The following is a 26270-nucleotide window of genomic DNA, read 5'->3' on the forward strand; positions in this document are numbered from 1 at the left end:
ACGGCGTGGGCCCGGCCACGCGCAACCGGAGCCGGCGATGCGACAATACTGCACGGCCCAGTACGCTTTTGTTCAGGTGTCTCTGGCAATCCTGCAACGTTGTTTTTCCGTTAAAGGCCACCATGCCCGCTTCCCGGACACCCCTGGTGCAGTTGTCCAACGTGCGCATCGACCGCGGCGGGCGCACGATCCTGCGCGATGTTTCGCTGCAGGTGCCGCGCGGCAGCATCACCGCCGTGCTCGGCCCTTCGGGCAGCGGCAAGTCGACGATGCTGGCGGCACTGACCGGTGAACTGCGGCCGGTGGCCGGCAGCGTGCGCCTGTTCGGGCAGGACCTGCCACAGGGCAGCCGCGCACTGCTGGAGATGCGCAAGAACATCGGCGTGCTGCTGCAGGGCAACGGCCTGCTGACCGACCTGAGCGTGGCCGAGAACGTGGCCCTGCCGCTGCGCGCACATACCCGTCTGCCCGAGCCGGTGCTGCGCCGCCTGGTGGAGATGAAACTGCACGCGGTGGGCCTGCTGGCCGCCGCCGACGCCTGGCCGCGCGAGCTGTCCGGCGGCATGGCCCGGCGCGTGGCGCTGGCCCGCGCGCTGGCGCTGGACCCGCCGCTGATGATCTACGACGAGCCGCTGACCGGGCTGGACCCGATCGCCTCGGGGGTGATCATGAGCCTGATCCAGCGCCTGAACGACAATCTGGGCCTGACCAGCATCATCGTCAGCCACCACGTCCACGAAACCCTGCCGATCTGCGACCAGGCGGTGGTGATCGCCAATGGCGGCATCGTGTTCTCCGGCACCCCGGACGCGCTGCAGGCCAGCGCCGATCCGCTGGTGCGGCAGTTCCTGCATGGCCAGCCGGATGGCCCGATCCCGTTCGATGCCGCCCCGCGCGCGAGGACTGCCTGATGCCGTTTGTTGCCTCGATCCGTTCGCTCGGCCGTGCCGGCCTGTTCTCGCTGACCGTGCTGCGCGGCTCGCTGCCGACCCGCGACTTCCTGGCCGAGCTGACCCGCGAGGTCTACAAGATCGGCGCGCGCTCGCTGCCGATCATCGCCGTGGGTGGCGCCTTCGTCGGCCTGGTGCTGACCCTGCAGGGCTACCGCACGCTGACCACCTTCGGCGCGGCCGATGCGCTGTCCACCCTGCTGGGCCTGTCGCTGTACCGCGAGCTGGCGCCGGTGCTGACCGCGCTGCTGTTCATCGGCCGCGCCGGCAGCTCGATCGCCGCCGAACTGGGGTTGATGCGTGCCACCGACCAGATCAAGGCGCTGGAGCTGATGGCCATCGATCCGATCGCCAAGGCGGTGGCGCCACGCTTCTGGGCGGCGGTGCTGACCGTGCCGCTGCTGACCGGCATCTTCTGCTCGCTGGCCATCGCCGGCGGCTGGTTCGAAGCGGTGCACATCCTGGGCCAGGACAACGGCACGTTCTGGTCGGGGCTGCGCGGCAGTGTCGATTTCTGGGAAGACTTCGTCGTGGCCCTGCTCAAGTCGGCGATCTTCGGCGGCACCGCGGCGCTGGTGGCGGCCTACGTGGGCTTCCACGCCGAGCCGACCATCGAAGGCACCTCGGTGGCCACCACCCGCGCGGTGGTCAACGCCTCGCTGCTGGTGCTGATGTTCAATTTCGTGCTGTCGGCGCTGCTGTTTCAATAACGCGAGTCCCTCGCAAAAACCTGCACGTCCATCTGCAGGATCAAACGAACAACCCGCTTCGCGCTGCGAAGCATCTGCTGGATCAGGAGTGAGATAACCAATGGCCATCCGTGGACCCAGACTTGAATTTTCCGTCGGCGCCTTCCTGCTGCTGGCGCTGGCCTCGCTGCTGGTGCTGGCGGTGGCCTCGACCAACCAGCGCTTCGGCCTGGGCGGCGGCGACTACGTGCTGAAGGCGCGTTTCAGCCAGATCGGCCAGCTGCGCGCGCAGGCGCCAGTGAAGGTCGGCGGGGTGACCATCGGCCAAGTGGCTGATATTCAGCTCGATCCGGTTAAATACGATTCCATCGTCACCCTGGCGCTGGACAGCAAGTTCAAGGATCTGCCCGCCGATACCTCGGCCGGTATTTTCACCAGCGGCCTGCTGGGCGAAAGCTATATCGGCCTGCAGCCGGGCGGTGATCCGGACGTGCTCAAGTCCGGCGACGAGATCGTCTTCACCCAGCCGGCGGTGGACCTGATCCAGCTGGTCGGCAAATACATGTTCAGTGGCGGCGGGACGACCGCCGGCGACAACGACTCCACCGGCGCCGACGCGCCTGCAACGGAACCGCAACAATGAAAGTGAAACTGCTGACCGCCCTTCTCGCTTCGGCCCTGCTTGCCAGCGCACCGTCGCTGCTGATGGCGCAGGCGCGTCCGGCCGCCACCGCCGCCCAGCCCAGCGCCGCCGGCCGGACCGTGCTGGACGCGAGCACCCGCATCCTCACCACGCTGGAAACACGGCGCAGCGAGTTCCGCACCAACCCGGCGGCGCTGCGCAGCTTCATCGATGGCGAGCTGAGCCGCGGTTTCGACCGTGACTACGCCGCGCGGCTGGTGCTGGGCGTACATGGCCGCGGCGCCGCCGATGCCGATGTGAAGCTGTTCGCCGATGCGATGGCCGACAACCTGATGGCGCGCTACGGCTCGACCCTGCTGGATATCCAGGGCAAGCCCAGCTTCCGCTACAAGAGCGAAACCGCGCTGCCGGGCGGTCGCGGCGTCAAGGTCTCCACCGAGCTGGTGCGCGCCGGCAGCGAGCCGACCCCGGTTGAATACCTGATGCGCAACGTCAACGGCCAGTGGAAGATCTTCGACGTGATGATCGAAGGCATCTCCTACGTGCAGACCTTCAAGAACCAGTTCGACACTCCGCTGCGGCAGAAGTCGATCAAGCAGGTCGCCGCCGATCTGCGCAGCGGCAACATGCAGCCCGCGACAGGACCGACTCCCCGTGGCAAGTGACGCCACCTGCCGCATCGAGAATGGCACGCTGCACCTGGCGGGCGCGCTTGACCGCGCCGCGGTGGTGGAGCTGTGGCCCCAGCTGGCGCGCGCGCTGGGCCCGCTGCGCCAGCTCGATCTGCAAGCGGTGGAACGCGTCGACAGCGCCGGGCTGGCGCTGCTGGGCGAGATCGCCGCGCGCCTGCGTGCCAACGGCGGAGGTGCCATAACCGGCACGCCGCCCGGACTGGACGAACTGCGCGCCGCCTACCGGCTGCTGCCGGACCTGGATTTCAACGCCTCCCCGGCTGGACGCTGATATGAGCCTGTTACGCACACTCCCCCTGCTGGCCTGCGTGGCCGTGCTTGCCGCCTGTGCCGGCAAACCGGTCCGCGATGCCGGACCGGCAGACCGCCTGGTCTCCCCGGCGGCGACCCCGGAGGTCGCGATCGTGCCGGTACCCGGCGCGCAGACCGCAGACACCGCACCGGCGTCGCCCGCTCCCGCCCCCTCCCCGGTGGTGGCGGACACCGGTACCGGCCAGACCGCCGCCCCTACCGATGCCGAGGACGATTTCGCGGCGCTGTACGGTGGTCCTGCTCCCGGTGCCCCGGCCGAGTCCGGGGCGGGCGGCAACGCCCGGTCCAGCTACGACCCGTGGGAGAAGTACAACCGCAAGGTGCACCACTTCAACATGGTGGTGGACCGTGCGGTGGCGCGGCCGATCGCCACCGCCTACGTCAACGTGGTGCCCCGTTTCGCGCGCACCGGCGTGACCAATTTCTTCAGCAACCTGCGCTCGCCGCTGACCTTGGTCAACCAGCTGCTGCAGGGCCACCCGGACGATGCCTGGGACACGCTGGGCCGCTTCTTGATGAACTCCACGTTCGGCATCGGCGGTCTGTTCGATCCGGCCAGCAAGGCGATGGTGCCGCGCCGCAGCGAGGACTTCGGCCAGACCCTGGGGGCCTGGGGCTGGCGTGGCTCACGCTATGTGGAGCTGCCGTTCTTCGGTCCGCGCACCGTGCGCGACGTGTTCGGCATGGCCGGTGATATTCCGCTCTCACCGGTGCGCACGATCGAGTCGGACAAGGTCCGCATCGGCCTGCAGGGCCTGCAGCTGGTGGACATGCGCGTGCAGTTGATGGCGGTGGACGCGCTGCGCGATACCGCGGTGGACGAGTACGCCCTTACCCGCGATGCGTGGCTGCAACGCCGCAACTACCAGATCGAGAAGGATCTGCGTGGTGCCCGTCAGCGCGATGACGAAGAGCAGCCGACCATCCCGGTCGACGCCATGCCGATGCCCGACTGGGGCAACTGACCGGCAACGCCAGAACAAAAAAAAAAGCCCGGTATTCCCGGGCTTTTTTTGTGCTTTTTTGCCGAAGCCGCGGCCTGATCAGGCCGCCAGGGCCGCGTCGATGGCCTGGCGCAGGCCGGCATCATCGGCGGCGGTATCCGGCGCGAAGCGGCCGATCACCTTGCCGTCCTTGCCGATCAGGAACTTCTCGAAGTTCCACAGGATGCCCGGTGCCGGGTTGGGTTCGATATTGAAGCCGAGCAGCTTCTCGCGCATCGGGCCTTCGCCGGTCGCCACCGGCTGGGCCGCGATGAGCTGACGGTACAGCGGATGCACGTCGGCACCGGCGACGCTGATCTTGGCGAACATCGGAAAACTCACGTCATAGGTCAGCGCGCAGAACTGCTTGATCTCCTCCTCGCTGCCCGGCTCCTGGCCGTTGAAGTTGTTGGCCGGGAAACCCAGCACTTCCAGGCCGGCGTCCTTCTTTTCGCGATAGAGCTTTTCCAGGCCTTCGTACTGCGGGGTCAGGCCGCACTTGGAGGCGGTGTTGACCACCAGCAGCACCTTGCCGCGGTAGTCGCCCAGCGAGGCCGGAGCGCCGTCGATGGTGGTCAGCGGGATGTCATACACGGAAGCGGTCATGGCAGATCCTGAGGGGGAATGGAGCGCAAGCATAGATCGGCAACCGGTCCGTTGCGTGCCGCTGGTATCAACACTCTGTTTTTCATTTTCATCACCGCCGCCCTCGGATGGCCCGGCCGGCCTCAATGTGACCGGGCTGTGCACAACAGCTACTCAGTCAGCAGATTGGTCGGCATCGTCAGCCAGGCTACGGATGGTGTCAGGCTGCAGTTCCGGTGGCAGTGCCTTCTTGGCCTTGGCGCCCAGTTCGGCCAGGCGCCGTGCGCGGTTGGACAGTGATTGCGGAGAATCGGTGAGCCGGTTGCGTGCCTTGGCGAAGGACTGATTGGCCTCGTCCAGTTTTTTGCCCACCGCGTCGAAATCGGCCAGGAAGGCGACCATCGCATCCAACACCTTGCCGCCGGTATCGCTGATTTCCAGTGCCTGCCGCTGGACCTTGTCGCGCGTCCACAGGCGTTCGGTTACCCGCAGCAGCGCCATCAAGGTGTTGGGTGAAGCAAACACCACACGGCGGTCGAAGGCGAAGGATTGCAGATCCATATCTGCACCCAGTGCCGCAGACAGCGCGCCCTCGATCGGAACGAAGGCGATGGTCACATCCAGCGCATCACCGCCCAGCGCTTTGGGGTAGTTCTTGTCGCCCAGATCCTTGACGTGCTGACGCAGCGCCACGGCGTGGCGACGCAACGCATCTTCCTGCTGCTCCGGAGAGCCTGAGTTCATCGCTTCCTGCCATGCGATCAGGTTGACCTTGCTGTCGATCACGACACTGCGCTGGTCCGGAAAACGCACCACCACGTCCGGGCGCAAGCTGTCGCCATCGTCATTGGTGACGTGGGCTTGCCGCTCGTAGTGCACGCCTTCTTCCAGTCCAGAACCACGCAGCACGTTGTCGAGCATCAGCTCGCCCCAGTCGCCGCGTACCTTTGCGCTGCCCTTGAGCGCGCTGGTGAGCGCGGCGGCCTGCTGCGCCATGTCCTGGTTCAGGGTCTTGAGCTCGCCCACCGCACCGAGCAGGCTGGCTCGTTCACGGGCTTCGTCGTTGTACAGCGTGTCCACACGCTGGCGGAATTCGCTGAGTTTTTCCGAGAACGGCTTGAGCATGGCTTCAAGGTCAACGCGCGATTGTCCCGTGGCCACACGCACGTTCTTTTCAAACTGCTGACCGCGCTCCTCGAACACCTTGCCGGCCAGTTCAGCGAACGCGCTGGAGAGGTTTTCCTTTGCCGAACCCACCCAGCTACGCAGTTCCTCCTGTGACTGGCGCGCATGCAGCAGCTCGGCATGCAGGCGCGAGTTTTCGGTTTGTACTTTCTGCAGCACATCGCGCTGCCGCTCCGCAGCGGCCATCAGCTCCGCGCTTTGGCCACGTGCATCGGCAAGCGCCTGATCGCGCTCGAACAACTTGGCCTCCAGCTCCGCCACCGTCGCCGCTTCGCGCTCGATGCGTTGGCTCAACCCCGACAGCGAGCGTTGCTGCTCGGCCTGTTGGCTGCGTTCGTGCTCAAGCTCGGCGACCAACGACTCCAGGCGGCCCCGCAGCTGCCCCGCTTCCACCGCGGCGGCGGTCGTGCGTTGCCGTTGGCCATCCAGTTCGCGATTGAGTGCCTCCGTTTGTCCCGCATCGCCAGTACGACGGAACAGGAACACCAGAAGGACGATGACGGCGACCAGCAGGCTGGCCAGGATCAGGGTTTCAGTATGCATGGCGGAAAGTGTAGCCATCCCGGTCTCAGCAGCTGCGCCGCATCTGCGATCATGTGCGCCCCCACCCGTTGTCCTCCGCCATGAAGCCGCTGTCGCTGCTGTTGTCCCGCCTGTTGGCCATGCGGCCGTTCACCGCCACCGCGCCGGTTCCAGGTGGCTACTGGCGCACGGGCAAGCTGGACATATCCGGCGACCGCGACCGCCTGCCGGCGCTGGTCGACGCGCTCGGGCAGCGTCTGGCCCAGCAGCGCGCGCGCTGAGCCCGGGGCCCCCCCATGCCGTGGATGGGTATCAACGATCTGGGCACCTTCGTGGTGGCCGTCATCCTGTTTCTGATGCTACCGGGCCCGGGCACCTTCACCCTGCTCACCGCCACCGCGCGCGGCGGCGTGCGTGCCGGCTATGCGACGCTGGCCGGGCTGATGCTGGGCGACCAGATCCTGATCGCGATCGCTGCCACCGGCGTGGCCGCGCTGCTGCAGGCCCACCCGCTGCTGTTCGCGGGCCTGCGCTATGTCGGTGCCGGCTATCTGGTGTGGGTCGGCGCCCAGCTGCTGCGCGAGCCGGCCACCCCCGATAGCGCCAGCCCGGCCCAACACGGCCGCCGCTGGTTCCGCCAGGCGCTCCTGGTCGGCGTGCTGAACCCGAAGGCGATCCTGTTCTACATGGCGTTCTTCCCGCTGTTCATCGACCCGGCGCGGCAGCGCGGCGCCCTGACGCTGGCGACCATGGCGCTGTTGATCGCGCTGCTGAGCATCGGCTGGTGCTCGGTGCTGATCTTCGGCGGCCAGTTCATCGCCCGGCGGCTGGCCGGCTACCCGCGGGTGGGCGTGTGGCTGCGCCGCGCGGTCGGCGTATGCTTGATCGGGTTCGGGGTGCGGCTGGGTCTGGAAGGCTGAAACGCTCCGGCGCTGCGGAGGTCGGCATGCTCATCCATTGCAAACGCGCCTATGAACCGGCCACGGCCGACGACGGCCAGCGCTTCCTGGTCGACCGCCTGTGGCCGCGCGGGGTAAGCCGCGAACGGCTGCAGGCGACCTGGCTGAAGGAGGTCGCGCCCAGCGATGAACTGCGCCAGTGGTTCGACCACCGCGCCGAGCATTGGGATGCGTTCCGCCGGCGCTACTGGCAGGAACTGGCCGCGCAGCCACAACGGCTGGCACCGCTGCGAGATGCACTCGATGCCGGCCCGGTGACGCTGGTGTTCGGCGCACGCGATGAGCAGCACAACCAGGCGGTGGCACTGCGCGACTACCTGCTGGCCCACCCGCGCCGAAGCACCTGACGGCCTTGTGTTTTTTTGTGCCGGTTCCGTCACCTGACCGCGCCCTGGACGTACAACCCCGTGGATCGGCGGGTTTTTCTGGCTTTGCTGCACTGCGTTCGCCCACACTCGCCCCCTTTCCCGAATCACCACGAACCGTGAGGTCCGCATGCAGTCCTGGCTCCGGCGCAAATCCATCGACCAACTCACCGAACACGAGGAAGGCCGCCGGCTGATTCCCTCGCTGAGTTGGCCCCATCTGATCGCGTTGGGCATTGGCGCCATCGTCGGCACCGGTATCTACACGCTGATCGGCGTGGGCGCCGACAAGGCCGGCCCGGCGGTGCTGCTGTCGTTCATCATCGCCGGGGTGATCTGCGCCTGCGCGGCGCTGGCCTATGCCGAGCTGTCGACAATGATGCCGGCCGCCGGCAGCGCCTACACCTACAGCTACAGCGCGCTGGGCGAGACCATCGCCTGGGTGGTGGGCTGGAGCCTGATCCTGGAGTACTCGCTGGTGGTCAGCACCGTGGCGGTGGGCTGGTCCGGCTACTTCGTCGGCTTCCTGGAATGGCTGCACAGCTCCTTCGGCTGGAACGTGGTGCTGCCGCAGGCGCTGGCCGCCGGCCCGCACGTGGAAGGCGGCTTCCTCAACGTCCCGGCGATCGTGATCACCTTCCTGGTGGCCGGCATGCTGATGGCCGGTACCAAGGAAAGCGCCACGCTCAACGCGGTACTGGTGGTGCTCAAGCTGATCGCGCTGGCGGTGTTCGTGGCCGTGGCGCTGCCGGCGTTCAACGTCGAGAACCTGCAGCCGTTCATGCCCTACGGCTTCCCCAAGTCGCTCGGCCCGGATGGCGTCGAACGCGGGGTGATGGCGGCGGCGGCGATCATCTTCTTCGCCTTCTACGGTTTCGACGCGATCTCCACCGCGGCCGAGGAAACCAAGAATCCCAGGCGCGACCTGTCCATCGGCATCATCGGCTCGATGGTCGGCTGCACCATCATCTACCTGCTGGTGGCGCTGGCCGCGGTCGGGGCGATGAGCTACACGGTGTTCGGCAAGAGCGCCGAACCGCTGGCGCTGATCATGCGCGAACTGGGCCACGGCACAGCCGCGCTGGTGATCGGCATCGTCGCCATCATCGCCCTGCCGACCGTGCTGCTGGCGTTCTTCTACGGCCAGAGCCGCATCTTCTTCGTGATGTCGCGTGACGGCCTGCTGCCGCGCAGTCTGTCGCTGGTGAACAAGCGTACCGGCACCCCGGTCACCATCACCCTGTTCACCGCGGTGCTGGTAGCGGCGCTGGCCGGTGTGGCGCGCCTGGACGAGATCGCCGCGCTGGCCAATGCCGGCACGCTGGCCGCATTCACCGCGGTGGGGTTGTGCCTGCTGGTGCTGCGCCGGCGCGAGCCGGGCCGCGAGCGCAAGTTCCGCGCGCCGCTGGCGTGGCTCATCGGTCCGGTCGCGATCGCCGGCTGCGTCTACCTGTTCTTCAGCCTGCCCACCCGCACCCAGCTGTGGTTCCTGGCGTGGAACGCGATCGGCCTGGTGGTCTATGCGCTGTACAGCCGCCGCAACGCGGTGCTGGGCAAGCCGTAATCCACAGCCTGTTTGTGGATAAATAGAAAGGCGGGCCATGGGCCCGCCTTTTTGGTTGTCGCGGTCACGCACCGACAACGGTTATCCCCATCGCGCTGTGGATAACCGCAGCCGGCGGCGCCCTGCACAGCGCGCGACCGGACCGGCAAAGGCCTTGTCCACGGCCGGTTGTGGATAACCCCCGGCGGCCCGCCGTGCCCGCGGCTCAGGGTGTGGCGTGCGTGGCCGCGTACTCCTGCGCCTGGCGCATCACCCGCAGCACGTTGCCGCTCCAGATGTTGGCGATCTGCGCCTCGCTCAGGCCCCGGCGCTGCATCCAGGCGGTGATCTTGGGCAGGTCGGCGGCGTCTTCCATGCCGGTCACGCCGCCGCCGCCGTCCCAGTCCATGCCGATGCCGACATGGTCCGGGCCGACCACGTCCAGCATGTGGCCAAAGTGCGCGAAGAAATCCTCCAGCGCGGCTTTGCGCTGTGGATATTTCTGGTCGAGCTCGGCCATCGCCTTGCGCAGTTCCACGCCCTTGGCCATGGTCATGTGCTCCCAGCCGCCCAGGCGCTTTTCCAGTTCTTCCTCGGCCTGCTTGCGCTCGGCACTCTTGGTCTCGTCGACCAGGTAGCCGCCATAGGCGTTGGCCTGGATCACCCCGCCCTTGGCCGCCAGCTGGCGCAGGCGCGCGTCATCGAGATTGCGCGGGTGGTGGTAGATCGCCTTGGCCGAGCTGTGCGAAAGGATGAACGGCACCGGCATCATCGCGATCAGGTCATCGAACACCGCATCGGAGGCGTGCGACTGGTCGATCACGATGCCCAGCTTCACCGCCTCGTTGACCAGCGCCTTGCCGGCCGGGCTCAGGCCCTTCCACTCGGCGCCCTTGGGATCGGTGGCCGAATCGGCGAACTCGTTGTTGGCAAAATGCACCGTGGACAGCAGGCGCAGGCCGGCCTTGTGGTAGTAGCTGAGCAAGCTGGGGTCGGCCACCAGCGGGCTGGCGTTCTCCATGCTGATATAGACCACGCGCTTGCCGGCGGCCTTGATCTTCGCCGCATCATCGGCGCTCAACGCCAGCTGGAACGTGTCCGGATTGGCGGCCAGCATTTCGTGGATCTGCAACATCCGCTGCAGGCCGTGGTCGCGCTCGGCCAGGTGCGCGGCGCGGCTGCGGTCGCCCTGGTCGGTATAGATGGCGAAGAAACCGCCATCGAGCGCCCCCTCGACCATGCGCGGGTAGTCCACCTGCGACAGCGCGTTGTGGTCATGGCGCCGCATGATGTTGAAATCGGCCCGGGCGAAGTTGGCCGGGGTGTCCAGATGCGAATCCAGGGTCAGCAGCGTGCGCTGCAAGGTGCTGGCCTTGGCCAGTTCGGCGGCGCTGAACTCCACGGCCGAAGCCGCCAGCGGAACGCACAGCGACAGGGATACCAGCAGGGACAGCGGACGCAGCATCATCAGGCCTCACCTTCGACGGAAAGGCCCGACCATAGCGCCGCAGGGCCGCCGCCGGCCAGTGACGGACGGCATGCCTGGCGCCGGCCTGCTGGCACCCGCCGCCGGGAAAGCACGCCGCCTGTCGCCCTATCGCAACGTAGACCGACCCCGCGATGTGGCCGCGGCCGCGACCTTGCCGGTCAACAGGGAATTTCATCCACAAGCGGGTGTGGATAACAAAAAGGCGAGCCCAGGGCCCGCCTTTTCGGCAGTGGCCGCTGCCACGGGCAACGGCCGTGCTGCGGCGTCAGTCCAGCACGCGGCAGAACACCGCCTTGAGGTAACGCGATTCCTGCACGTGGGCCATGAACGGATGGTCCGGGCCGGCACCGGCCACCTTCAGGATCTGGATGGTGCGACCGGAGAAGTACGAGGCGCGGCGCAGCATGTCCAGGAACTCCTGCTCGCCGACCAGGCCGGTGCAGGAGAACGTGGCGAACAGGCCACCGGGCTTGACCACGCCCAGCGCCAGCTTGTTCATGTCCAGGTACTTCTTCAGCGCGGTGATCACCTGGTCGCGGTCGCGGGTCATCTTGGCCGGGTCCAGGATCACCACGTCGTACTGGTCGCCGCGGTTGGCCGCATCACGCAGCCACGGGAAGATATCGGCCTGCACGAACCGGGGCTTGGCGTTGTTCAACCGCGCATTGCCCTTGGCGATCTGGATCACGTCCTGGTCGATGTCCACGCCCAGCACTTCACTGGCGCCACGGGCGGCGGCATACACCGCAAAGCCGCCGGTGTTGCAGCACAGGTCCAGCACCGACTTGCCTTCGACCTGCTGGCTCAGCCACTGCCGGTTCTCGCGCTGGTCGGCGAAGAAACCGGTCTTGTGCGCGCCGGCCGGGTCGGCGCGGAACTTGATGCCGTACTCGGTGATCACCGCCGGTTCGGTGGTGGTATTGCCGTGGAAATCGAAGCTTTCCTGCTTCTGCACGTGCTCGTCGGCGAAGCTGTGGAAACGGCAGCCCGGGAACTGCTCGCGCAGCGCCTCGTAGATCCACTCGCGGTGGCGGAACATGCCGGCGGCGAAGAACTCGACCACGATCAGGTCGTCATAGCGGTCCACCACCAGCCCGGACAGACCATCGCCTTCGCTGTGGACAACCCGCCAGGCGTTGGTGGTGTCATCGAGCTTGAGCACGTCCCGGCGCAGCGACACGGCCGCGGCGATCTTGCGCGCGAACCAGGCCTGGTCTACCGCCACGTCCGGATGGGTTTCCAGGATGCGCACGGCGATGCGCGAGTGGCCGTTGTAGAAACCACGACCGATCCACTCCCCGTCCACGCCGACCACGTCGACGATGGTGCCCGACTTGGGCTTGACGGCAGGCTTTTCGACCAGCTTCTGGAAAATCCACGGGTGGCTGGAGCGCCACGCGTTCTTCAGGCGTACGACGGGAAGTGGGGTATTCATGGCGCTATTGTAGCCGCGCACCGGCCCCTGCCCGTCACGTATTCATTGACTGCAACGCCTGCAGGCCGCAGTATCTGGCGCAGAAGGGGAGTAGCTCCCAGACGTTGTCGCCGTCAGTTCGAGCCGCAAGGTTCCGGTGCAACGGCAGTTCCAATCACCGGAACTGTGAGCAAGACCTTCGCCGCATTGGCGAAGCTCTGTCCCGGTCTCCCTTCGATTCCGCGTCCAGCTCTTGGCCTGTGTGGTCCAAAGAACCCTCTTATGACCGGAATTTTCCATGATCCAGACAATCGGTAATCCCTGGCTGTGGGGCGGCTTCATCGCCGTCGTCATCGCCGCCCTGCTGATCGACCTGGTGCTGATGCGCCACGGCGGTCCGCACAAGGTCACGTTCAAAGAAGCCCTGCTGTGGTCGCTGGGCTGGGTGGCGCTGGCCTTGGCCTTCAACGCCGGCCTCTGGTACTACCTGAACGAAACCGCCGGCGCGGCGGTGGCCAATGAAGTGGGCCTGCAGTTCCTGACCGGCTACCTGATCGAAAAAGCCCTGGCGGTGGACAACATCTTCGTGTTCCTGCTGATCATGGGCTACTTCGCGGTACCCGAGACGGCGCGGCAACGCGTATTGATCATCGGCATCCTGGGTGCCATCGCGCTCCGTACGGTGATGATCTTCGCCGGCACCGTGCTGGTGAACCAGTTCCACTGGCTGCTGTACGTGTTCGGCGCGTTCCTGCTGTTCACCGGCTGGAAGATGTGGTTCGCCGCCGGCCAGGAACCCAGCCTGGATGACAACCCGGTGCTGAAGTTCATGCGCAAGCACCTGCGCATCACCCACGAGTACAACGGCAACCGGCTGATGGCCGAGAAGAACGGCGTGCGCTGGTTCACCCCGATGTTCGTGGTACTGATCCTGATCGCGGTGACCGACGTGATCTTCGCGGTGGACTCGATCCCGGCGATCTTCGCCATCACCACCGACCCGTTCATCGTGCTGACCTCCAACGTGTTCGCGGTGCTGGGCCTGCGCGCGATGTTCTTCCTGCTGGCCGGCATGGCCGACCGCTTCCACCTGCTGCCGTACGGGCTGGCGGTGATCCTGGCCTTCATCGGTACCAAGATGCTGCTGATCGACATCTTCAAGATCCCGGTGCCGGTGTCGCTGGGCGTGGTCGCCGCGATCCTGGTCACCACGGTGATCCTGAGCCTGAAGATCCCGGCCAAGCACAAGCACGGCTGATCCGCCCTGCCGGCGGCGGGATTGTCCTGTCGCCGGCACACCGGTTCCCACCCGCGGCGCCCTTGCAATCGGCGGGGCTGCCGCAAGGTCTGAGGTCATGGATACGCCTACCGCGCCTGACGCCGGCGACAACCCGGCCACCCACGACCGCCGCCGCGTGCTGCGCGCTTTCAACCTGAGCCTGGGTTTCGTGCTGCTGCTGGTGGTGATGTTCACCGTGCAGCGCAGTGGCTGGGACTGGCGGCCGTGGTCGGTCGCCCCGCTGGACAGCCATGGGCTGCTGGGCCTGCTTGGCGCACCGCTGCTGCACGGCTCGATCGAGCACCTGGGCGCCAATGCGGTGGCCCTGCTGATCCTGGGCACGCTGGCCGGCAGCGTTTATCCACAGGCCACCGTGCGCGCGCTGCCGCTGCTGTGGGCAGGTTCCGGGCTGGGCGCCTGGCTGCTGGGCGATATCGGCAGCCACCATCTGGGCGCCAGCGGCGTCACCCACGGCCTGATGTTCCTGGTGTTCGTGCTGGGCCTGTTGCGCCGCGACCGCCCGGCCATTGCCGCCAGCCTGATCGGCTTTTTGTTCTACGGCAGCATGCTGATCACCATCCTGCCGCACGAGCCGGGGGTGTCCTGGCAATCCCATATGGGCGGCGCCGCGGCCGGGGTGATCGCCGCGCTGCTGTTCCGCAACGCCGACCCGCGCGCACCGCGCAAGCGCTACAGCTGGGAGGACGAGGAAGAAGAAGCCCTGGCCGAGGACGCTGTGCTCGACCACGAGCTGGAACAGCGCGCGCCGCACGACGTGCCGGTGTTGTGGCAGCCGCGCCAGGGCCGCGACTACGAGGTGGTGGTGCCGTTGCGCCGCCGCGATCCGGACCAGCCTCCACGCGAGTGAGCCCCGCGCCGCCGCGCCGAGGCCGGCCGGTTGGGTTACGGCGAGGCAGGTGCCACGCCGTCGCCATCGACCGCGCGCCGGCCCAGTGCCGGATCGTCGGTGAACAGCGCATCGACACCCGCCTGCAGGTAGCCACGCATCTCCGCCACCGCGCCATCGGGATTGCGCGCGTTGGCGTCACCGGCGCGCAACGCCGGCGGCAGGAACGGGTTCTCCGGGCGGAAACTGTAGGCCACCACCTGCAAGCCGGCCGCATGCGCATCGGCAATCAGCGCCGTGGGAGCACCCGGCCGCCCCTGGTCATCCCATGGCCGCAGCGCGCGCCGCTCCACGCCAATGGCCTCGGCGTACTGGGCGATTTCCCGCAATCCCTCCGCGGTACCCATCTGTGCATAAGTCAGTGCGCCTCCGGCCAGTGCGATATCGGCCGGCCGCTGCCCGGGCGCGCCGATCAGCTGCAGCAGGCGGATGTTGGAGGCATCTCCCAGCTGCGCCCGCAGCGCGCGCAGGTTGGCCACCTCAAAGGACTGGATCAGCACCGGCGCGACGTTGGTATAGGAGTCGGCGCGCAACGCGGTGAGCAGTTTTTCCTCCATCGGCAGGCCGATTCCGCGGAAATAGCTGCCGTGCTTGATCTCCGGCACCAGCCCGATGCCGCGGTTCGCCCGCGCGGCCTGCTGGACCAGGAAGGCGATGATCTCCTCCAGCGTGGCGATCCGGAACTGGTCATCGAACGCGGTGCTACGGATCTGCGGCAGGCGCTCGCGCACGTACAGGGTCTTGAGCTCGGCGGCGGTGAAGTCCTCGCTGAACCAGCCGTCCACCCTCTGCCCGTCGATCCACTTGACGGTGCGGCGATCGGCGAACTCCGGCCGCGTGGCGACATCGGTGGTGCTGCCGATCTCGTTCTCATGCCGCGCCACCAGCACTCCGTCGCGGGTCATCACCAGATCCGGTTCGATGTAGTCCGCGCCATCGGCGATGGCCTGTGCATAACTGGCCAGGGTGTGTTCGGGCAGCAGGGCGCTGGCGCCGCGATGCGCATAGACCTGGGCGTGTGGATAAGCCGGAGCGGCAGCGGTTTCCATCGCCCAGCAGCATGCCATGCCCGCCACCACTGTCATCACCCTCGACCACCTGGACACCGTTGCTCCTGTGGGCGCCACAACGCGCCCTGATCTGGAAAGGCGCGCAGTATCGTCGCGCTGGATGACATGCATAAGAACGGCGGGCCGGCTCAGCACGCCGACCAGCGCCAGCCATCGGCATCGGCCTGCAGCCGCGCGCTGATGCCGATGGCCTGCAGCAGGGCCTCATCGTGCGAGACCACCACCAGGGTGCCGTGGTACTGGCACAGCACGGTTTCCAGTGCTGTCAGCGCTTCCAGATCGAGGTGATTGCCCGGCTCATCGAGCAGCAGCAGCCGCGCAGGGGGATCGGCATAGAGCGCGCAGGCCAGCGCCGCGATCAGCCGCTGTCCGCCGCTGAGCTGCGCGGCAGGCAATCGCAGCTGCCGGGCATCCAGCCCCAGCAGGGCCAGACGGCTGCGCAACTCGGCCTCGTCCAGCAGCGGGTTGCAGGCCTGCAGCGCCGCCAGCGCGGTGCGACCGGGCGGCAGCACCTGCAGCTGCTGATCCAGCAGCGCCAGCGGCACCGATATCTGCACGTTGCCGTGCAACGGCGCCAGCTGCCCGGCGAGCACCTTCAACAAGGTCGATTTGCCCGCGCCATTGCAGCCACTGATCGCCAGCCGCTCGCCGCGACGCAGTGCGAAATCCAGATCGCGTAGCGGCGCGGCCACATGCGGCAGCTGCACCTGCTCAAAACGGGCGACCCACGGCGGCGCGGCGGCGTCGACGACCGGCGCCAGCAGCACCGGCGCGGCCGGCTCGCCCAGCGCGCGCGCCTGCTGCAGGTTGTCCTGCAGCTGCTGGTGACGCAGCTGCAACTGCTGGCGTGCCTTGCCGGCGCTGGCCTGGGCGCGCTGGCGCTGCCCGCCAAGCAGGATCGGCGCCTGATTGGCACTGGCCGCGGCCCGGCTTCCGCGCGCGCGGCGTTGCTCCAGCCGTTGCCGTTGCTGCTGCAGCGCCTGCTCGCCCTTGCGCTGTTCCTGCTGGCGTTGCTGCTGCAGCGCGTGGATTGCGGCCCGTTCGGCTGTGCGGGCCTGTGCATAACTTTCATGGTTGCCGCCGTAGCTGCGCAGCCCCTGCGCCGACAGTTCCAGCACCCGTTCCACACCGTGCAGCAGCGGGCGGTCGTGACTGACCAGCAGCACCCCCTTGCCACGCGCCTGCAGCTGCCGGGCCAGCCATTGCCGGCCAGCGCGGTCCAGGTGATTGCTCGGCTCATCGAGGATCAGCAGTGCGGCTGGTTGCAGCAATGCGCCAGCCAACGCCACCCGCATGCGCTGACCGCCGCTGAGCGTATCCACCGGGGTATCGGCATCCACGCCTTCCAGCCCGGCCTGCGCCAAGGCGTGCTGCAAGGTCTCGCGCAGGCTCCACTGCTCGCCCACCCGCTCGAAATCGGCAGGGGTGATGCTGCCCTGTTCGATCCGGCGCAGCGCCTGCAGGACGTTATCCACAGCCGCCAGTTCGGCGACGCGCTGTCCGGGGGCGGGCTGGATCTGCTGCGGCAGGTAGTGCACCTGGCCGATACGCCGGATCTGCCCGGTGCTGGGCATCCGCTGCCCTGCCAGCAGTTGCGCCAGTACGGATTTGCCCACGCCGTTGCGCCCGACCAGCGCGGTCGGCCGGGCATCGAGGTGAAGGCTGAGATCGGAGAAAAGGCAGCGCCCATCGGGCGCGTGCCAACTGGCGCCATCCAGCGTCACGGATACAGAACAGGTCATGCAGGTTTCCATCGATGCCCGAAGCACCCGGCCGCCAGCGGCAGCAGGGACGGAAAGGGACCGTCATCACGACGGGGGCATCAATGGCGCATTGGACTGGCTCCGGCACACGGGGGATCCCGTAACAGCCAACAGGCTAGCGGCCTGCCGCCGAACCTGCCAGTAACAGCGCAGCACCCACCGGCACTGCGCCACCGGAATCAGCGGCGGCGGTGTTTCACCCCGTGGCGGCCGCCGGGCGACCGGCGGCACACAGCTTGTTCCCGGCCGGATCCCGCAGATAGGCCAGATACAGCGGCCCGAACGGTGTCTGCCGCAGGCCCGGCGGATCTTCAATGCTGGTACCGCCATGATCGACGCCCGCGGCATGCCACGCGTCCACGTCTCCGGGGCTGCCACAGGTGAAACCGATGGTGCCGCCATTGGCAGGCGTTGCCGGCTCGCCGTTGCGCGGATGCCCCACGATCAGCAGCGCGCCCTGGTGGCGGTAGACCACGTTGCCCTTGGGGTCGATGAAACCGGGCTTTGCGCCGAGTGCGGCCAGCACGGCGTCATAGAACCGCCTGGAGGCGGTGATGTCGTTGGCACCCACCACGATGTGCGAAAACATGTGTTGCTCCTGCCGATTGTGCGGTGCGGACCATCGCCGCCGCGGTTATTTGCCGATACAGAAACTGGAGAAGATCTTCCCCAGCAGGTCGTCGGCGGTCATCCGGCCGGTGATCTCGCCGAGGGCATCGTGCGCCAGCCGCAGTTCCTCGGCCGCCAGTTCCAGCTGATCAAAGCGCAACTGCTCGGCGGCGATCTCCAGATGCTCGGCCGCACGCGCGATCGCCTCGACATGGCGCAGGCGCGCGGAGAACTCGCCCTGCTGGCCCTCGCCCGCGCCCTCGCTGGCGATCTCGCGCAGGCGCGCGTGCAGCTGTTCCAGCCCCTGGCCACTGGCCGCCGACAGCGCGATGCGGTCGGCGCCCAGCTCCTGCGGCCATTGCGGTAGCAGATCGCACTTGTTGTGGATCCACAGCTGGCGCGCCGCCTGTGTGGCGGCATCGCCAATGGCCAGGCGCCCCGCTTCGGGGTCACGGGCATCCAGCACCACGATGGCCAGATCCGCGCGCTGCATTTCCGCGCGAGCGCGGCGCATGCCTTCGCGTTCGATGGCATCGCCGCCTTCGCGCAGACCGGCGGTGTCCACCAGTTCCAGCTCCAGCCCGTCGATGCGGATGGTCTCGCGCAGGGTGTCGCGGGTGGTGCCGGCGATATCGGTGACGATCGCCCGTTCACTGCCGGCCAGCGCATTGAGCAGCGAACTCTTGCCGGCGTTGGGCGGGCCGATCAGCACCGCATGCAGGCCATCGCGCAGCTTGCGGCCGCGCTCGGCATCGAGACGCAGCTGGCCCAGCAGCGCGCGCGCCTGTTCCACGCCGGCCCGCACCTGCGCACCGCCCAGCGTATCGAGCGGTTCATCGGCGAAATCGATCGCCGCCTCCACATGGATGCGCAGCCGCACCAGCTGCTCGGCCACCTCGTCCACGCGTTGCGAGAACACGCCGTCGAGCGACCGGCGCGCGGCCCGCGCGGCGCGCACATCACCGGCGGCGATCAGATCGGCAATCGCCTCGGCCTGGGCCAGGTCTAGTTTGCCGTTGAGGAATGCCCGCTCGCTGAATTCACCGGCGCGGGCCTGGCGCGCGCCCAGTTCGATGCAGCGCGCCAGCAACTGGCGCAGCACCACCGGGCTGCCATGGCCCTGCAGCTCCACCACATCCTCGCCGGTGAAACTGCGCGGACCGGGGAAATACAGCGCGATGCCATCGTCGATCACCTCCCCGGCCGCATCGCGGAATCTGGCGTAATGCGCATGCCGCGGCTTGAGCGGTGGACACCCCAGGGCAGCGGCGAGGCGCAGCGACAGCGGGCCGGAGATGCGCAGCATGCCGACACCACCGGCGGCGGCGCCGCTGGCAATGGCGACAATGGTCTGACCGGTGGACAGTTCATTCATGGCTTACAGCTTCTGCAGTTGGGCGCGGGCCTGGGCGGCGCTGCCGCCGGTGGGCTGCAGCTCCAGATAGGTGGTGTAGGCCTGCCGGGCCCTGGCGGTGTCGCCCAGATGGAAATAGGCATCGCCCAGGTTCAGATAGGCCACTGCCCGCGAGGGGTCGATCTTCAAGGTGTTTTCCAGCCAGCGCGCCGCCTCGGCGTAGCGCTGCTGGCGGTAGTAGACGAAGCCCAGGTTGTTGGCCGCCAGCGCGAAGTCCGGGCGCAGTTTCAGCGCTTCGGTGAACTGCGCAACCGCCTCGTCGTAGCGCTTCTCACGGTACAACTGCAGGCCGCGGTCGTTGGCCTGCTGCGCGCGCTGGCGCTCGGACAACGGCACTGCCGCCGGCACTTGCAGCGTGCTGCGTCCCCCTTGCAGATCGGCCACTGTCACCGGGGCCTTGGCGTCGCCGCCGGGCCTGGTTTCCTGCACGGCTTCCACGCGACTGTTGAGCGCGATCGCATCGGCCGAGAGCTGGCGCGTGTCGGCGGTCAGGAATTCCTGGCTGTCGGGTACCTGGAACACGAATTCGCCGCCCTGCGAACCCGGCAGGCTGCCGAAGGCCGGGGTCTGCTTTGACACTGCCGACACCGCCGGCGCCACATACGCGGCCAGTTCGGTCCCGGTGATCAGACCATCACCATTGAGGTCGCCCTTGCCGCCCAGCGCCTGCAGCAGCACCCAGGTGAACACCGAATGCCCGTTCGGGCCGCTGTCGGCCACCTGCTGGTCGGCACCACCGGCGGTGAGCATCTGCCGCGCGCTGCGACGGGCGTTCTCGCGCAGGAACGTCGAGGAACTGCCACCGCCACGGGTCAGCCCCAGCCCGCTGTAGCAGGCATCCATCACGAACAGCACGTGCTTGGCCTGCAGGCTCTCGGCAATGTTCTGGATGTCGGTCATCGCAATGGCATCGGTGGCGAACTCGTTGGGATCCGAATCCACCGGGATGATGTAGCCCAGGTCGCGACCGGAGGCGAGCTGGCGGGTGGCGCCATGGCCGGCGAAGAACACGAACACGCGGTCGTTCTTGCCGGTGCGGTCATCGGCCAGACGATCATGGAAGGCGGCCAGGATGTTGTTGCGCGTGGCCTGCTCGTTCTTCAGCACGATCACCTGCGACGACGGGAAACCGAACTGCCCGGTCAACGTATCGGCGATGGATTGCGCATCGCGCCCGGCGTATTCGAGCTTCGGCCACTTGGCGTACTCATCGATGCCGATGACGATCGCCCAGGATTTTCCGTAGCCGGTGGTGACGGTGGCATCGCTGCTGGCGCCCGTGCGCGCGCGGCTGACGGTGAAATCCCGGCCGTTCCAGCCGGCGAACTGGTAACCGTCGGCGATCAACCGGTCCAGGATCTGCGGCAATGCCTTGACCGCGCGGTCGTGGATGTCATGGAACAGGATGATGCCCTTCTGCTCCTTGTGCACCTGCTCGAGCACGCGCTGCACGATCGACTCGGGCACCGGATCGGCCCAGTCCATCGAATCGATGTTCCACATGATCGACTTCAGCCCGGCTTCGCCCAGCAGCTGCAGGCCTTCGGCGTTGCGCGCGCCATAGGGGAAGCGGAACAGCGGCGCGCGCCGGCTATCCACCCCCTTGAGCAGGGTATCGGTGGCCAGCACCTGCTCGCGCAGCGCATCACCACTGGTGCGCGAGAGCTGCGCGTGGGTCAGGCTGTGGTTGCCCACCGCGTACCCCTGTTCCATCAGGTTGCGGCTGATACCGGCCATCGGTCCCAGCGCGACGCTGCCATCGGCCTGCACCGTGCCCAGGTTGCGGCCCACCTCGAAGAACACGCCGGGCACGTCGTAGCGCTTGAGGATGGCGACCACCTCCTCGGTGTAGGCCTTGTGCGGACCGTCATCGAAGGTGAGCACCACGGTCTTGGCCGGCAGGTCGCGGCCGAAAATCTCGCGTTCGCTGTCGCGCATCGACATCGGGTACGGCTCGATCACGCCGTAGTCGCGCAGGATCGCCTCACGGCTGTACTGCTTGCGCAGGTGGGCGATGTAGTCCTCCCACTTCTCACGCTTCAGGTCGATGGCGCGGGTGCGCTCGAAGCGGCTGAAGATGCGGGTGATTTCCTGGTTGTAGTTGCGCTCGATCGCATCGAGTGCCTCTAGGTCCTCGCCGATACGCTGGTGCAGCTTCACCGCCGGCAGCGAGGAATCGGCACCGACGCGCACCTGCAGCTCGCGCAACACTTCGCGAAAAGCCAGGCGATCGGCATCAAACAGCTCCGGCGCCGATTCGATGTAATCGAGCACCGCCGACAGCGTGGCGACACGTTGTGGACTGGCCCCGCGCAGCAGGCGGTCGAACTGGGTGGCGATGGCCTCGCGCTGCGCCAGCCCGTCATGGAACAGCTGCTGGCCGATGCGGCTGGAGGTACTGCGATCCGCCGCCGACTGCTGCGCCTCGTCGGCCAGCAGCACGATGATGCGGCGATGGCCCTCGAGCTGTCCGCGCAGTGCCGCCAGCAGCGGCGCCGCCGCCGCCGGCCCGGTGACTGCATCGGCAGGGACCGCAGCGGCGGTTGCCGCCGGGTTCTCGGCCTCGCTCCGATCAGTGCAACCGCTGAGGCTGGAGGCGGCCAACACCAGTGAAAGCAGCAGCAGACGGGATCGCGAAGGCACGCAGGGCATGGGCAAACTCGGGAAAAAGGAGACTGAACGCAGCTGCCGGCGATTCTAGCGCCGCATGCGAAAAGCCCGCCTTGCGGCGGGCTTTTGGTTACTTGGCTTCGATGACCTTGCTCGGCGTGTCTTCGCCGTGCTTTTTGATCATCCACCACTGCTGGGCCAGGCTCAGGCCGCCGTTGACCACCCAGTACAGCACCAGACCGGACGGCATGAAGGCCATCATCACGCCGAACACCAGCGGCATGAACTGCATCATCTTCTGCTGCATCGGGTCCATGCCCACGGCCGGGGTCAGCTTCTGCGTGAACCACATCACCGCCACGTTGATCACCGGCAGGATGAAGTACGGGTCACGCGCGGTCAGGTCCTGGATCCAGCCGAACCACGGTGCCTGGCGCAGCTCCACCGATTCGACCAGCACCCAGTACAGCGCGAAGAAGATCGGCATCTGGATCAGCAGCGGCAGGCAGCCGCCCAGCGGATTGATCTTCTCCTTCTTGTACAGCTCCATCATGGCGACCTGGAACTTTTGCTTGTCGTCGCCGTAGCGTTCCTTGAGCTGGGCGATGCGCGGCTGGAACTTGCGCATCTTGGCTTGCGACTTGAACTGCGCGTTGGCCAGCGGGAACAGCGCCAGCTTCAGCAGGATCACCAGGCCGACAATCGCCCAGCCCCAGTTGCCGACCAGTTTGTGCACCTGGTTGAGCACCCAGAACAGGCCCTGGCCGATCACCGCCATCAGCGAGAAACGGCTGTAGTCGACCACGCGGTCCAGACCCTTCACGTCTTCCTTGGCGATCTGGTTGACCAGCTTCGGGCCCACCCACAGGCGCGCCTCGGTGCTGACCTTCTGCCCCGGGGCCACGCTGAAGCCCGGACCGCGCGCTTCGATCACATGGCGCGGGCCGTTCTGCGAGAGCAGGTACAGCGCCGACTGGTCGGCCTGCGGAATCCACGCGGTGAAGAAGTGGTGCTGCAGCATCGCCAGCCAGCCGCCGGTGATGGTCTGGTTGACGTTGCCGTCGTCCAGATAGTCGGAGAAGGCGCGGCGCTGGTAGCCATCGGCGGCGCTGTACCAGGTGGCACCGTTGAAGCTGAACGAATCCGGGTTGGTCATGCCCTTGCTGATCACCGGCGGCACGCGGTCGAGCTTGCGGAACACATAGCCCTGCCACGGCGCGGTGCCGGCATTGACCACTTCATCCTTCACGCCGATGGCGTAGTCGCCACGCTTGAAGGTGTAGGTGCGGTGGATGCTGACGCCATTGGGGCCATTCCAGACGAACGGCACCTGGACGCTGTCCTGGCCTTCGGCCAGCACCACCTCGGTGACCGGTTGTGCCGGCTGGAAGCCGTTGGCACCGGGCACCGGCGAGCCGCCCTGACCGGCCCAGCCGGCGGTGGCACTGTACGGATGGGCGGCGTCTTCGGTCAGCAACTGCACCGGCGGGCTGCCGGCAGCCTTGGTCTGCGGGAACTGCAGCAGATCGGCATCGAGCACGCTGCGGCCGTCGAGCACCAGCTTGAGCACGTCGGTGGTGACCGTCACCCGCGGTGCGGTGGTGGCTGCCTCCATAGCGGCTACCGGCGCGGCACCGGCCTGGCCGGGCACGGTGGCCTGCGGCACATTGCCGGCCGGCGGCGGGGCCAGATCGACATCATTGGCGCGGGGTACAGCCGGCTGGGTCGCGGCCACGGTGGCCGGATCCGGCGCCGCCTTTTCCCGACCCCATTCCATCCACAGCAGCACGGCCACCATCAGCCAGGCGAAAATCAGGAATACACGGGTCTGGTTCATCAGCAGGCAGGCTCGGCTCGACCGGAAGCGGCTTCCGGCGCGTTCAAAGGAAAGGGTCCAACACCCTCGCGCGGCGGCATTGTGCCGCTCACGCCAGCAGGGGGCAATGCGCCAGCACGGCGCAGCAGGCGCTCGAACGCCTCGTGGATCTGTTGGTTGCTGGCGGTCTTGGCCGCCGCACGGGCGACTATCACATAGTCGCCACCGGCCAGACACGACCGGAGATGGCGTGTTGCATTGCGCAACACACGCTTGATACGGTTACGACCGACCGCACGCGTGTCGACCTTCCGTGACACTGCCAGTCCCAGCCGGGCGGGGGTATCCCCGTTCAGCCAGTGGAGTGTCATCAGCGGGTCGGACACACGGCGGGCGCCGTTGAAGACCGATGTATATTCGGCACGCGTACGAACCCGCGCAGAGCGAGGAAATCGCTTGCGCGGGAAGGCACTGCTCACGATCGGAGTTGCATTTGCCGCATCACGCGGCAACGCAATCAAGCGCTGAGGACTTTGCGGCCCTTGGCGCGGCGACGCGACAGAATCTTGCGGCCGTCAGCGGTCTTCATACGAGCACGGAAGCCGTGGTCGCGCTTGCGCTTGAGGTTGCTGGGTTGGAACGTGCGCTTGGTGGCCATGGGGGCACCTGTATGAAGTGGACGGAAAGAACCGGAAATTCTATAGAGGGTTACCCCCTCCCGTCAAACCCCAGATTCAACGGGCGGTACGGCGGCGGTGCGTAACTTGTGGATGATCCTGTGAATAAATACGGGACAAGCATTCCCGGCCCGGCCCGGCGGTGGTAGTCTGCGCCATCCACTTCCCCCCTTTCCGGCCTGTGGCCCGGCGGCTTTCTGCGCCCGGCTGACAAGCCTTTGATGACTATTTCTGATGGATGCCTGGTCCCGTTGTCTTGAACGTCTGGAGGCGGAATTTCCGCCGGAAGATGTCCACACCTGGTTGAAGCCGTTGCAGGCCGACCAGCGCGCCGACAGCCTCGTGCTGTATGCGCCCAATGCCTTTATCGTCGATCAGGTGCGCGAACATTACCTGCCGCGCATCGCCGAATTGCTGACCTATTTCGCCGGTTTTGGCGAGGTGGTGCTGGAGGTCGGCTCGCGCCCGCGCGCAGCGGACCCGGCGCCGCTGGCTCCCGTGGCCAGCGCGCCGGCGCCAGCCGCCCCGGCGGTGCCGTTCAACGGCAACATGGATTCGCATTACACCTTTGCCAACTTCGTCGAAGGCCGCAGCAACCAGTTGGGTCTGGCCGCCGCCTTCCAGGCCGCGCAGAAACCAGGCGACCGCGCGCACAACCCGCTGTTGCTGTACGGCGGCACCGGTCTGGGCAAAACCCACCTGATGTTTGCCGCCGGCAATGCGATGCGCCAGGCCAATCCGGCCGCCAAGGTGCTGTATCTGCGCTCGGAACAGTTCTTCAGCGCGATGATCCGGGCGCTGCAGGAAAAGACCATGGACCAGTTCAAGCGCCAGTTCCAGCAGGTGGACGCGCTGCTGATCGACGATATCCAGTTCTTTGCCGGCAAGGACCGTACCCAGGAAGAGTTTTTCCACACCTTCAACGCATTGTTCGACGGCAAGCAGCAGATCATCCTGACCTGCGACCGCTATCCGCGCGAAGTCGAAGGCCTGGAAGCCCGCCTTAAATCGCGTCTGGCGTGGGGCCTGTCGGTGGCGATCGAGCCGCCGGATTTCGAAACCCGTGCAGCGATCGTGCTGGCAAAAGCCCGCGAACGTGGCGCTGACATCCCCGATGATGTCGCGTTCCTGATCGCCAAGAAGATGCGTTCCAACGTCCGCGATCTGGAAGGTGCGCTCAATACGCTCACCGCCCGCGCCAATTTCACCGGCCGGGCGATCACCACCGAATTCGCCCAGGAAACCCTGCGCGATCTGCTGCGCGCCCAGCAGCAGGCCATCAGCATTCCCAACATCCAGAAGGTGGTCGGCGACTACTACGGCCTGCAGATGAAAGATCTGCTGTCCAAGCGCCGCACCCGGTCGCTGGCCCGTCCGCGCCAGGTGGCCATGGCGTTGACCAAGGAATTGACCGAGCACAGCCTGCCGGAAATCGGCGATGCCTTTGCCGGTCGCGACCACACCACCGTGCTGCACGCGGTCCGCCAGATCAAGCATCTGATGGAAACCGACGGCAAGCTGCGCGAGGACTGGGACAAGCTCATCCGCAAGCTCAGCGAGTGAGTGGCCGACCGGCTGCGCCGGCCGCGGGCTTGCGCCGGTTGATCACCTCATTCACCACCGGTTGCCGCCGTCGTGTCGTTGCTGGAAGTGCGGCAATGATGCCTGCACACCAAGCGGGCGTCATCGCACAAAACGGTGCATCATTCCGGGGTAAGCACGGGAGAATCTGTGGATAAAAAGGCCGGTTATTTCAGGCGCAAATCTATCCACAGGTTCATCCCCCTGCTCGGG

Annotated in this window: 25 protein-coding genes; 13 read left to right on the top strand and 12 right to left on the bottom strand. The window is 66.9% G+C overall.

Going from position 1 to position 26270, the window contains the following annotated elements:
- The first annotated feature begins 122 nt into the window (after positions 1-122).
- From ACVOMC_RS00075 to ACVOMC_RS00100, 6 genes are all read left to right on the top strand, one after another.
- A complete protein-coding gene (locus tag ACVOMC_RS00075) occupies positions 123-911 on the top strand; it encodes an ABC transporter ATP-binding protein (protein WP_481522357.1) in 789 nt (262 codons plus the stop codon).
- The gene (locus tag ACVOMC_RS00080; RefSeq protein WP_481522358.1) at positions 911-1660 is read left to right on the top strand and encodes an MlaE family lipid ABC transporter permease subunit; all 750 of its coding nucleotides are present in this window, start codon (positions 911-913) and stop codon (positions 1658-1660) included. Before ACVOMC_RS00075 ends, ACVOMC_RS00080 begins: the two co-directional genes overlap by 1 nt.
- Positions 1661-1760: 100 nt before the next feature.
- Entirely contained in the window at positions 1761-2282 is a 522-nt protein-coding gene (gene mlaD / locus ACVOMC_RS00085) for an outer membrane lipid asymmetry maintenance protein MlaD (protein ID WP_054660674.1), read from the top strand.
- Positions 2279-2947 carry an MlaC/ttg2D family ABC transporter substrate-binding protein gene (locus ACVOMC_RS00090; RefSeq protein ID WP_057506180.1) on the top strand — a complete coding sequence of 223 codons (669 nt, stop codon included), beginning with the start codon at positions 2279-2281 and terminating at the stop codon, positions 2945-2947. Before mlaD ends, ACVOMC_RS00090 begins: the two co-directional genes overlap by 4 nt.
- Positions 2937-3245 carry an STAS domain-containing protein gene (locus ACVOMC_RS00095; protein WP_057506181.1) on the top strand — a complete coding sequence of 103 codons (309 nt, stop codon included), beginning with the start codon at positions 2937-2939 and terminating at the stop codon, positions 3243-3245. Before ACVOMC_RS00090 ends, ACVOMC_RS00095 begins: the two co-directional genes overlap by 11 nt.
- A 1-nt stretch (position 3246) precedes the next feature.
- Positions 3247-4251 (top strand): MlaA family lipoprotein, encoded by a 1005-nt coding sequence (locus tag ACVOMC_RS00100; RefSeq protein WP_057506182.1) that lies wholly within the window; start codon positions 3247-3249, stop codon positions 4249-4251.
- A gap of 78 nt (positions 4252-4329) precedes the next feature.
- Here the strand turns inward: ACVOMC_RS00100 and ACVOMC_RS00105 are convergent, their stop codons facing one another.
- Both ACVOMC_RS00105 and ACVOMC_RS00110 read right to left on the bottom strand, forming a co-directional pair.
- Positions 4330-4875: a glutathione peroxidase gene (locus ACVOMC_RS00105; RefSeq protein ID WP_481522359.1), complete on the bottom strand. Its 546-nt coding sequence runs from the start codon at positions 4873-4875 to the stop codon at positions 4330-4332.
- Between the two features lie 153 nt (positions 4876-5028).
- A complete protein-coding gene (locus tag ACVOMC_RS00110) occupies positions 5029-6600 on the bottom strand; it encodes a DNA recombination protein RmuC (RefSeq protein WP_481522360.1) in 1572 nt (523 codons plus the stop codon).
- Positions 6601-6662: 62 nt separating this feature from the next.
- Between ACVOMC_RS00110 and ACVOMC_RS00115 the strand changes: the two genes are divergently transcribed.
- The 4 genes from ACVOMC_RS00115 to ACVOMC_RS00130 all read left to right on the top strand — a co-directional run bounded on the left by ACVOMC_RS00115 (position 6663) and on the right by ACVOMC_RS00130 (position 9449).
- Positions 6663-6842, top strand: coding sequence for a hypothetical protein (locus ACVOMC_RS00115; RefSeq protein ID WP_481522361.1), 180 nt, complete (start codon positions 6663-6665; stop codon positions 6840-6842).
- Positions 6843-6857: 15 nt separating this feature from the next.
- Positions 6858-7481, top strand: a complete 624-nt coding sequence (gene leuE, locus ACVOMC_RS00120) for a leucine efflux protein LeuE (protein ID WP_057506184.1) — start codon at positions 6858-6860, stop codon at positions 7479-7481.
- Positions 7482-7507: 26 nt separating this feature from the next.
- Positions 7508-7867, top strand: a complete 360-nt coding sequence (locus ACVOMC_RS00125) for a DUF488 domain-containing protein (protein ID WP_481522362.1) — start codon at positions 7508-7510, stop codon at positions 7865-7867.
- A 148-nt stretch (positions 7868-8015) separates the two neighbouring features.
- Positions 8016-9449: an amino acid permease gene (locus ACVOMC_RS00130; protein ID WP_481522363.1), complete on the top strand. Its 1434-nt coding sequence runs from the start codon at positions 8016-8018 to the stop codon at positions 9447-9449.
- Positions 9450-9654: 205 nt separating this feature from the next.
- On the opposite strand, the gene ACVOMC_RS00135 is transcribed toward ACVOMC_RS00130, so the two are convergent.
- A complete protein-coding gene (locus ACVOMC_RS00135) occupies positions 9655-10896 on the bottom strand; it encodes a dipeptidase (protein WP_481522364.1) in 1242 nt (413 codons plus the stop codon).
- Between the two features lie 286 nt (positions 10897-11182).
- Positions 11183-12352 (bottom strand): class I SAM-dependent rRNA methyltransferase, encoded by a 1170-nt coding sequence (locus ACVOMC_RS00140; RefSeq protein ID WP_054659570.1) that lies wholly within the window; start codon positions 12350-12352, stop codon positions 11183-11185.
- 280 nt (positions 12353-12632) lie between these two features.
- Between ACVOMC_RS00140 and ACVOMC_RS00145 the strand changes: the two genes are divergently transcribed.
- A complete protein-coding gene (locus tag ACVOMC_RS00145; protein ID WP_054659568.1) occupies positions 12633-13589 on the top strand; it encodes a TerC family protein in 957 nt (318 codons plus the stop codon).
- Positions 13590-13686: 97 nt separating this feature from the next.
- Positions 13687-14478 (top strand): rhomboid family intramembrane serine protease, encoded by a 792-nt coding sequence (locus ACVOMC_RS00150; RefSeq protein WP_057506187.1) that lies wholly within the window; start codon positions 13687-13689, stop codon positions 14476-14478.
- Positions 14479-14513: 35 nt separating this feature from the next.
- On the opposite strand, the gene ACVOMC_RS00155 is transcribed toward ACVOMC_RS00150, so the two are convergent.
- The 8 genes from ACVOMC_RS00155 to rpmH all read right to left on the bottom strand — a co-directional run bounded on the left by ACVOMC_RS00155 (position 14514) and on the right by rpmH (position 24457).
- Complete coding sequence (locus tag ACVOMC_RS00155; RefSeq protein ID WP_481522708.1) at positions 14514-15584, bottom strand: glycerophosphodiester phosphodiesterase family protein; 1071 nt, start codon at positions 15582-15584, stop codon at positions 14514-14516.
- 131 nt (positions 15585-15715) lie between these two features.
- Positions 15716-17329: an ATP-binding cassette domain-containing protein gene (locus ACVOMC_RS00160; RefSeq protein WP_481522365.1), complete on the bottom strand. Its 1614-nt coding sequence runs from the start codon at positions 17327-17329 to the stop codon at positions 15716-15718.
- Between the two features lie 217 nt (positions 17330-17546).
- On the bottom strand, positions 17547-17939 hold the full coding sequence (locus tag ACVOMC_RS00165) for a VOC family protein (RefSeq protein ID WP_481522366.1): 393 nt from the start codon (positions 17937-17939) through the stop codon (positions 17547-17549).
- 45 nt (positions 17940-17984) lie between these two features.
- Positions 17985-19334 (bottom strand): tRNA uridine-5-carboxymethylaminomethyl(34) synthesis GTPase MnmE, encoded by a 1350-nt coding sequence (gene mnmE / locus ACVOMC_RS00170; RefSeq protein WP_481522367.1) that lies wholly within the window; start codon positions 19332-19334, stop codon positions 17985-17987.
- A 3-nt stretch (positions 19335-19337) separates the two neighbouring features.
- Complete coding sequence (locus tag ACVOMC_RS00175) at positions 19338-22025, bottom strand: polysaccharide deacetylase family protein (RefSeq protein WP_481522368.1); 2688 nt, start codon at positions 22023-22025, stop codon at positions 19338-19340.
- 88 nt (positions 22026-22113) lie between these two features.
- Positions 22114-23820, bottom strand: a complete 1707-nt coding sequence (yidC, locus tag ACVOMC_RS00180) for a membrane protein insertase YidC (protein WP_481522369.1) — start codon at positions 23818-23820, stop codon at positions 22114-22116.
- Positions 23820-24311 carry a ribonuclease P protein component gene (rnpA, locus tag ACVOMC_RS00185; protein WP_481522709.1) on the bottom strand — a complete coding sequence of 164 codons (492 nt, stop codon included), beginning with the start codon at positions 24309-24311 and terminating at the stop codon, positions 23820-23822. Before rnpA ends, yidC begins: the two co-directional genes overlap by 1 nt.
- A gap of 5 nt (positions 24312-24316) precedes the next feature.
- On the bottom strand, positions 24317-24457 hold the full coding sequence (rpmH, locus tag ACVOMC_RS00190) for a 50S ribosomal protein L34 (RefSeq protein WP_006404565.1): 141 nt from the start codon (positions 24455-24457) through the stop codon (positions 24317-24319).
- Positions 24458-24710: 253 nt separating this feature from the next.
- On the opposite strand from rpmH, the gene dnaA reads away from it, so the two are divergent.
- Positions 24711-26039 carry a chromosomal replication initiator protein DnaA gene (gene dnaA, locus ACVOMC_RS00195; RefSeq protein ID WP_481522370.1) on the top strand — a complete coding sequence of 443 codons (1329 nt, stop codon included), beginning with the start codon at positions 24711-24713 and terminating at the stop codon, positions 26037-26039.
- Positions 26040-26270: the final 231 nt, after the last annotated feature.

The sequence above is a fragment of the Stenotrophomonas sp. STEN014 genome (assembly GCF_056760315.1).